The sequence below is a fragment of the Brevundimonas sp. genome (genome assembly GCF_041648115.1).
Lineage (GTDB): Bacteria > Pseudomonadota > Alphaproteobacteria > Caulobacterales > Caulobacteraceae > Brevundimonas.
Window position 1 is genome coordinate 1 of sequence record NZ_JBAZPR010000032.1, and the last position, 7,795, is coordinate 7,795.

At 61.1% G+C, this 7,795-nt stretch carries 7 protein-coding genes and 1 tRNA gene; 4 read left to right on the top strand and 4 right to left on the bottom strand.

The annotated features are described in order from the left end of the window. The 4 genes from WC597_RS16950 to aroA form a co-directional block, all read right to left on the bottom strand. A partial coding sequence (locus WC597_RS16950) for a S1 RNA-binding domain-containing protein (protein WP_372695209.1) occupies positions 1–424 on the bottom strand: 424 nt, incomplete at its 3' end. A gap of 233 nt (positions 425–657) precedes the next feature. Next, positions 658–1,302, bottom strand: a complete 645-nt coding sequence (gene cmk, locus WC597_RS16955) for a (d)CMP kinase (RefSeq protein ID WP_372695211.1) — start codon at positions 1,300–1,302, stop codon at positions 658–660. A gap of 86 nt (positions 1,303–1,388) precedes the next feature. Further along, positions 1,389–1,658, bottom strand: a complete 270-nt coding sequence (locus tag WC597_RS16960) for a hypothetical protein (protein ID WP_372695213.1) — start codon at positions 1,656–1,658, stop codon at positions 1,389–1,391. Then, positions 1,655–2,974 carry a 3-phosphoshikimate 1-carboxyvinyltransferase gene (gene aroA, locus WC597_RS16965; protein WP_372695215.1) on the bottom strand — a complete coding sequence of 440 codons (1,320 nt, stop codon included), beginning with the start codon at positions 2,972–2,974 and terminating at the stop codon, positions 1,655–1,657. The genes WC597_RS16960 and aroA overlap by 4 nt, the downstream gene beginning before the upstream one ends. Before the next feature lie 125 nt (positions 2,975–3,099). Here aroA and WC597_RS16970 point away from each other — a divergent pair, with 125 nt between their 5' ends. From WC597_RS16970 to WC597_RS16985, 4 genes are all read left to right on the top strand, one after another. Continuing rightward, entirely contained in the window at positions 3,100–3,555 is a 456-nt protein-coding gene (locus WC597_RS16970) for a TIGR02300 family protein (RefSeq protein WP_372695217.1), read from the top strand. Between the two features lie 296 nt (positions 3,556–3,851). After that, positions 3,852–3,927, top strand: a tRNA-Ala gene (locus tag WC597_RS16975). A 360-nt stretch (positions 3,928–4,287) separates the two neighbouring features. Continuing rightward, the gene (locus WC597_RS16980; RefSeq protein ID WP_372695225.1) at positions 4,288–5,046 is read left to right on the top strand and encodes a site-specific integrase; all 759 of its coding nucleotides are present in this window, start codon (positions 4,288–4,290) and stop codon (positions 5,044–5,046) included. Between the two features lie 93 nt (positions 5,047–5,139). Continuing rightward, on the top strand, positions 5,140–7,416 hold the full coding sequence (locus WC597_RS16985; protein ID WP_372695223.1) for a primase-helicase family protein: 2,277 nt from the start codon (positions 5,140–5,142) through the stop codon (positions 7,414–7,416). Positions 7,417–7,795 lie beyond the last annotated feature (379 nt).

The window sequence follows — 7,795 nt, forward strand, 5'->3', positions numbered from 1 at the left end:
GCGAGCCGGGCAGGAAGGCCGAGGCGCCGCCCAGGTCGACGGTGAAGCCGCCCTTGACGCGACCGACGATGGCGCCGTTGACCGGCTGGCCTTCGGCGAACACGACTTCCAGACGGGTCCAGGCTTCTTCGCGGCGAGCCTTGTCGCGGCTGATGACGGCTTCGCCCAGGGCGTTCTCGACGCGCTCAAGGTAAACTTCGACGTTGTCGCCGACCTTGGGCAGGGCGCCGTCGTCGCCTTGGCCGAACTCGCGCATGGCGATGCGGCCTTCGGTCTTCAGACCGACGTCGATGATGACGATGTCTTTTTCGATGCCGACGACGCGGCCGTGAACGACCTGGCCTTCGCCGAAGTCGCGACCCTGAAGTTGTTCGTCGAGCAGCGCCGAGAAGTCGTCGCGCGTGGGATTGAGAGTATCAGACATGAAGCTCTGGTGTTTCCGATAGGGCTGTGGCGCGCGACCGAACGGTTCCGCGCGAGGTGGACGCCCCTCACACAGCAAGGCGCTGCGCCGAGGCGAGAGGAAAAGATAGGCAGGTCGTCAGGATGCGAGGCCGTTCAGAACGATCAAAACGCCCGCGGAAGCCGAGGATGGGAGCGTTGGATTTGCGAGAGCGGTCTTTTTGTTTCCCTACCGCTTACGCTGCATGAGGGAATCTAGAGACCGTGTTTCGCGCGCGCCGCCTCGACGATACGGCGGGCCGCATCGAAGGCCGCCTCTATACCCATGTCGGTCGTATCCAGCAAGACCGCGTCGTCGGCCTGGACCATGGGGGCAGAACCCCGGCCGGCGTCCCGCTCGTCCCGGCGCTGGATATCGGCCAGCATGGCCTCGAAGGTGATGTCCGATCCGCGCGCCGACAGCTGCTTCCAGCGGCGGGTCGCACGCACCTCGGGCGTGGCGGTGACGAAAAGCTTGGCCTGGGCGTCCGGCGCGATCACCGTGCCGATGTCGCGCCCGTCCAGCACCGCCCCGCCTGCCTGGGCCGCGAACGCCTGCTGCAGCTCCAGCAGGGCCGCGCGCACGGCGGCGAAGCTGGCGACCCGGCTGGCCGCCTCGCCAGCCTCGCCCGTCGTCAGGCGCGAATCGTCCGACAGTCCGGCCGCGTCTAGCCCGCGCGCGGCCTCGGCAGCCGCCGCCTCGTCGTCCAGCGAGCCGCCGTCCTCCAGCAGCTTCAACCCTACCGCCCGGTACAGCAGCCCCGTGTCCAGATGCGGCAGTCCATAGGTCCGGGCCAGGCGCGCGGCGATCGTCCCCTTGCCAGAGGCGGCCGGTCCATCGACGGCGATGATCAGGGTCAAGCGGAGGTTCCGGGCGAATGTATTCAAGTCTGGTCAGGCTTTAGCGGTCGGCGCACGGCCTTGTCCAACGTCGGCCCCCTGTTGGCTCACGCCCAGTCGTTCCAGCGCGCCAGGACGAAGACCGCGAACGCCGCCAGACCCAGCCACAACAGACAGGCGACGCCGTTCAGCGTCACTGTCGAATAGAAGAAGAAGTCGCCCTCCGCCCTCAGATGGACGGCGCCGTGCTTGCCCCTGACGCTGCCGGTCATCATCCCCTGCCAGACGGTCCAGGCCGTCCAGCTGGCCCCACCCAGACAGGTCAAAAGCCCCAGGACCGCAACGCCGCGATAAAGGACGTCGCGCGTCGGCTTCAAGCGATCCGTCCGCCCAGCCCGTTCATCATCTCGACGAAGCCGGGGAAGCTGGTGGCGATCATGCCAGGTTCGTCGACCGAGACCGGCTGTTCGGCGGCGAGGCCCAGAACCAGGTGGCTCATGGCGATGCGGTGGTCGTGGGCGGTGTGGACGGTCGCGCCGCCGCGAACCCCTCCACCCATGACGATGAAGCCCTCCGGCTCCTCCTCGACCTGGACGCCGCAGGCGCGCAGGCCCTCGACCATCAGCGAGATCCGGTCGCTTTCCTTGACCCGCATCTCGCCCACGCCACGCATGACCGTGACGCCGTCGGCGAATGCTGCGGTCGCCGCCAGGATCGGATATTCGTCGATCATCGAGGCGGCGCGCCCCTCGGGCACCACCACGCCCTTCAGCGCGGAATGGCGGGCGGTGATGTCGCCGACATCCTCGCCGCCAGCCTTGCGCCGGTTCGAAATCGTCAGGTCGGCGCCCATCTCGATCCAGGTGTCGAACAGGCCGGTACGCAGGGGGTTCAGCATGACGCCTTCGACCGTCACCTCCGACCCCGGCACGATCAGCCCCGCCGCCAGGGGGAAGGCCGCCGAGGACGGATCGCCCGGCACGGCGACGAAGGTTCCGGTCAGCGGCTGACCGCCCTTCAGCGTCACCTTCCAGCCCTCGCCCATCTCTTCCACGCCGACCTCGGCGCCGAAGGCGCGCAGCATCCGCTCGGTGTGGTCGCGGCTCTTTTCCGGCTCGACCACCGAGGTGACGCCCTCGGCGTTCAGCCCCGCCAGCAGGATGGCCGACTTCACCTGGGCCGAGGCGACCGTCTGCACATAGTCGATGGCCTTCAGCGTTCCGCCCGTCAGCGTCACCGGCAGCCGATCCTCGGTCGCCTGCCAGTCGAACTCAGCACCCATATCGGCCAGCGGCCCGGTCACGCGCTTCATCGGCCGCTTCCTCAACGAGCCGTCGCCGTCGAAGGTCGCTGTCAGCGGATAGCCGGCCGCCGCCCCCATCAGCAGGCGAACCCCGGTCCCGGCGTTGCCGCAGTCGATCACCGACGGCGGCGCCTTGAACCCGCCCGCGCTTTCGATCCGCCATTGACCGTCGCCGGTCCGTTCGACCCTGGCGCCGAAGGCTTCGACCGCGCGGGCGGTGGCCAGGACGTCGTCGCCCTCCAACAAACCCTCGACCTCGGTCACGCCCGACGCCATGCCACCCAGGATCATCGACCGGTGCGACATCGACTTGTCGCCCGGCGCGCGCACCGTTCCAGACAAGGCGGACGACCGGCTGGCGGTCAGTTGGGCGGTCGGTTGGGAAAGCATATTCACCCGCTTCAGGCTGCATTGGCGAAGGAGCCGCGCGGGCGGCGCGAAAGATGGCTTTTGACAGCGGGTCAAAGGGGTGGCAAGGGACCGCCCCGAATTCAACCCGTTGAAAGTGTCCTCACGTGGCCAATCCCGAACTGGGCGCCAAGCAGGTCTGCCCCAACTGCCAGGCGAAGTTTTACGACCTGAACCGTCGCCCCGCCCACTGCCCCAAATGCGGCACGGACTTCGATCCGGAAGAAGCGCTGAAGCTGCGCAGCCGTCGCGCTCGCCCCGGCTATCCGGCCGACGACGAAGCCGAAGACCAGGTCAAGGACAAGAAGGTCGATGGCGACGAGGACGAGGAAGACGACGTCAAGACGCCCGAGATCGACGAGGAAGGCCATGAGCCGATCCTGACGCCGGACGACGAAGACGAGGACGCGCCCGCCGATGCTTCGGAAGAAGCGGGCATGGGTTCGACCGACGGCGACGACGATCTGACCGACGACGATGACGACTCCGTGCCGTTCATCGAAGACGACGACGATGACTCGATCGACGACGAAATCGCCAAGCCGTCGCGCGACGACGACTAATTTTGGGCCTATCGCGCGTCGCGCTACTTGAGGCCGGGTTTCCCGCCTCTGCTGCGCTTCTCACGACTGGGCTCAGATTCTTGTTGCACCCGCCGCATTTCCCGCTAGGGAAGCGCGGCGGGACAGCAGCCTTTTCCAGCCGCTTCGGTTTGAAAAATCTGCGTATTTTCACCTCTGGGAACGCGGTGAAAATAAATCTCGAAACGGGCTTGATCGCAGAAAAGCCCTGACATAGTTTCCGCCGCCTCGCCGGGGGCCATCGCAAGATGAACCGGGCGAACCAGACCGACAGGTCCGGGGCTTTAGCTCAGTTGGTAGAGCGCTTGCATGGCATGCAAGAGGTCAGCGGTTCGACTCCGCTAAGCTCCACCATCGGTCCCTTCAGACGCAGATTGCGTTTGAAGGGACCGGCCAACTTTCTCACCATTCCTGATCCAGTGCAGCCGTCACTCGTATGGCGCTCTGACATCGAAAATGGCTTGTATTCGGAAGCGTGAGGACCGTTGGCAATGCCAAGTCCGACGCCGGGGATTTGCACCCCGCTCAAAGACCTTCGCTCAACGGAAAGACGCCGAACGATGGGGCGCCTTGCAAGAGCGCGACCTCGACGAGCTAGAGAGCCGGGGCGAAAGCGCTCACGCCGTTCAATGCGATCTCGACCTAGCCGCTGCGTTGAACAGGCACGCCGCACTCGTGAAGGCAAAGTCGGGCGATCACTACCTACTCGTTGCAATGAAACGACGCCCTATAGCGAAGCGCCAACTCGACGGGCTGAACCGATCCCACTTCATTCGATATCGAGACGACCGTCTGAACGAAGTTGGTCCCCGTACGGTGGCGCGCGAGCTGTGGTTGATCCAAAGGACTTACGACCTCGCTCGGAAGGAGTGGGGCTTCCCTACTCTGGAGAACGCTGCTCGCGACGTGTCAAAACCTCGACAGCCTAGAGGAAGAGAGCGTCGTCTTGAGTCAGGCGAGGAAGCACGTCTGCTCGCAGTAGCCGCAACGATGAAGACGGCCAATCTGCAAGCGATCATCCGCTTCGCCATTGAGACCGCTATGCGCCAGGGCGAAATCCTTGCGCTGGATTGGCGTCACATTGATCTTGCCAATCGCACCGCGCTCCTTCCCAAAACAAAGAACGGTCGGGCGCGAACAGTCCCGCTAACACGCCGCGCAACGGACATTCTGACCGCGCTGCCCGCACGGTCCGGCAAAGCCTTCGCCACAACGCCGGACGCCCTGAAGCAGGCTTGGAATAGGCTCGTGGTGAAGGCTGGGTGCGTAGATCTTCGCTTCCACGATCTACGACATGAGGCCGTCTCTCGTCTTTTTGAGAAGGGGCTGGAAATGCCGGAAGCGATGATGGTTTCGGGACATACCGACCCCCGCATGCTGGTCCGCTATACCCATCTGAGTGCACGGAAGCTTATCGAAAAGCTAGATGCGAGCGACACCCCCTTGAACAACATGACTCCAGTTATTAAATAACCATTCCTGAAGTGATGGCCCTAGTCTATCATTTCAGTCATTCCCCTTGCAACGGCACGAAGGAATTTTAAAAAATAGGAATAAAAAATGATAATGCCTAAAGATTACTACAGCGCGCTATACAAAAAAGTTCCAGGAAAATGGGTGGTGCTCAGCGCCTTTGGTCCAGACTCCAATATACCGGTGAGAGTTGAAGACATAGCGCAAGCTATTGAACAGCGCGCCTCTGAGGTTGAACAATCGCTGTACGCGACATTCGCCGTATTCGACAAACCACCGTCAAAAGGACGCGGCAAGGCCGAAGACATTTCAGCTATCGGCGGTGTCTTTCTCGATATCGACTCCGCCGTGGACGGAAAATACGCGGAGGAAAAGAATCCTCCCATGACGCTCGACGAGGTTAAAGCCCTATTGCTCGGCTTTGGCTTGCCCGAACCGTCCGCGATTGTCAGCTCTGGAAGAGGTTATCACTTCGACTACTGGCTCCTGAACCCTTTCATAATAGAGAATGATGAAGACAGGGCTCGGGCAAAACGCTTCCTGAAATCCTTCAATGGCTACGCTATTCAGAAGGCGTCGGAGGTCGGCATCAAACTTGACAATATGGGTGATCTAGCGCGGGTGAAGCGCGGTGCGGGTTCAAAGAACTACCGTCCAAATGAGCCCGTTCGGCCAGCCGTGATTCTGGAGCTGCATCCAGACAGGGCCTACGATCTGGAGGCATTGGAGGCATTCAAGCCTAGCCCGGTTTCACGGCGCCGTGAAAAGGAGCTGGTCGCAAAGGATAGCGCTCCCCAATGGAAGTTGATTGCCGAGAACGAGCCTTTCATCATGTACTGCATCGCCAACGCGACAACGCTGCCGTACGGCCACTGGTTTGCTGCGCTTGGCATCGCCGCTCGGTGTGAGAATGGGAGGCAAGTCGCTCACGACTTCTCCCGGTTGGACTCCGTGCGTTACTCGGAAGCCGAAACCGACGAGAAAATTGATGAGGTGCTGAAAGCTGCTGGTGCGGTCACGTACACCCACATCATAAATGATCTTGGGTTCGTGGCGGCAGCTGAGCACCGTTTCGCAGCCCGTCTCCACTCCCCGCTGGATTTCGGCAGGCTCGATCCCGAGGTTTTGCATTTGGTCCAGGAGAACGTCTTCGACCTCGCCTCCGGTCGGTATTACGACAATGAGACCCTCACGCCGACACTACGGGACTCGTTCGAAATGAAGCACGGGCATCGGCTGGCCGATCCCCACAAGTCCTTTAAGCAGAGCGAGTTGGCTATCAAGGCTTCGAGAGCTGATTATCTTCCCGATGAAGAGCGGATCGTCGGAAAAGGTGATAACCCCGTGCTCAACCTTTATCAGGCTCCAAAAATAGAGCCTGTTGAAGGAAGTTGCGACACGATCCTGGCTCACTTTGATTACCTGATTCCGGATGCTGCCGATCGCGAGCATGTCTTGAACTACATCGCGCACATGCGTCAGCATCCTGGGATCAAAATCAAATCCGCGCTGCTTTTCGTGGGTCCGCAAGGGAACGGGAAAAGCCTGATTTTCGACATCCTCACCTCGATTCTAGGCTCGACCAACGTGAAGGTTCTGACGTCTGATGTAATCGAGAACCGCTTCAAAGCCGGTTGGACGAACCTAGTGCTCTTGGTGTTTGAAGAGCTGATGGGCGTGGACAAACGGGCATCCAACAGCCTTAAGCAGTGGATCACGTCGGACGAAATCGAGGTCGAAGAGAAGGGAACGAAGTTTTTCCTCGCGAGAGCCCCCAGAGGAACGATGTTCACATCCAACCACGTCGACGCGATCATCCTCGAGGACAAAGAGCGGCGTTTTGCGGCAATCCAGACCGCAGAGTTTGTGCAGAGTGACGCCTACTATCTCGCATTGGTTGACGCGTTGCCCAGAGAGCTCCCAGCCTTTGCGCATTGGCTAGATCAAAAGCCGATTACCGCGTTTAATCCCCAAGCTCACGCACCACAGACAGCGTTGAAGACTGAAATACAAAAACGGAGTCTCAGTCCGTTAGCGGCCGAGGTGAAGGAGGCCATGGATGACGGTGAGGGCGTATTCGCTCAAGCGGTCGGCACTGCCGAACAGGTTGTGGACTATATGGTCAATCACCGTGGATGGACGCGGACGCGTCCCACCGCAGGGACTATGGGCAATGTCCTATACGAGCTTGGAGCCCGTAACATCGGAGAGCGTCGCCTAAAGGGAATCGGCAAAAAGCGCCTCTGGGCATTCCGCGATGTTGAGCGCTGGAAACACGCCAGCGTAGAGGAACTCTCCGACGAGTATCGGCCGGGCAATCCGTTTGGGCTGGGCAACAACGTTGTAGCGCTCCGGAAAATCGCAGCATGATTGAGGCCCCGAATGGGGCCTCTCTTATGAGACGACCCCATTGGACCGCCCGCATCAACGTCTCAGTGTCTCACAGTCTCGGTAGGCTCACCGCCGCCTCCAGACTTTCGGTGACATGCTTTAAGTTGCAAACTGTCTAAATTTTTCTCTAGCGATTTTTAGGGTGAGACAGCGAGACAGCGAGACAGTTGTCTAGTCTGGGATGCCATTTCAATGCACGGCATCAGTGTGAAGGACGGGCTGCGCAAGAGGGCCTCCCATTTGTCCGGGAGCTCAAGAGAGACATTCCAGAGGTCTGCTATAGGTGCTTCCGGTCGCACCGATCCACGAGACGCCCCCACTCTTTCCTAGGTTGACCTTGCAAGTTGACTCTCATCGG

Coding starts and splice junctions, on each gene's coding strand:
- WC597_RS16980 (WP_372695225.1), top strand. CDS start 4,288: ATGAAACGACGCCCTATAGCGAAGCGCCAACTCGACGGGCTGAACCGA.
- WC597_RS16985 (WP_372695223.1), top strand. CDS start 5,140: ATGCCTAAAGATTACTACAGCGCGCTATACAAAAAAGTTCCAGGAAAA.
- aroA (WP_372695215.1), bottom strand. CDS start 2,974: ATGCTTTCCCAACCGACCGCCCAACTGACCGCCAGCCGGTCGTCCGCC.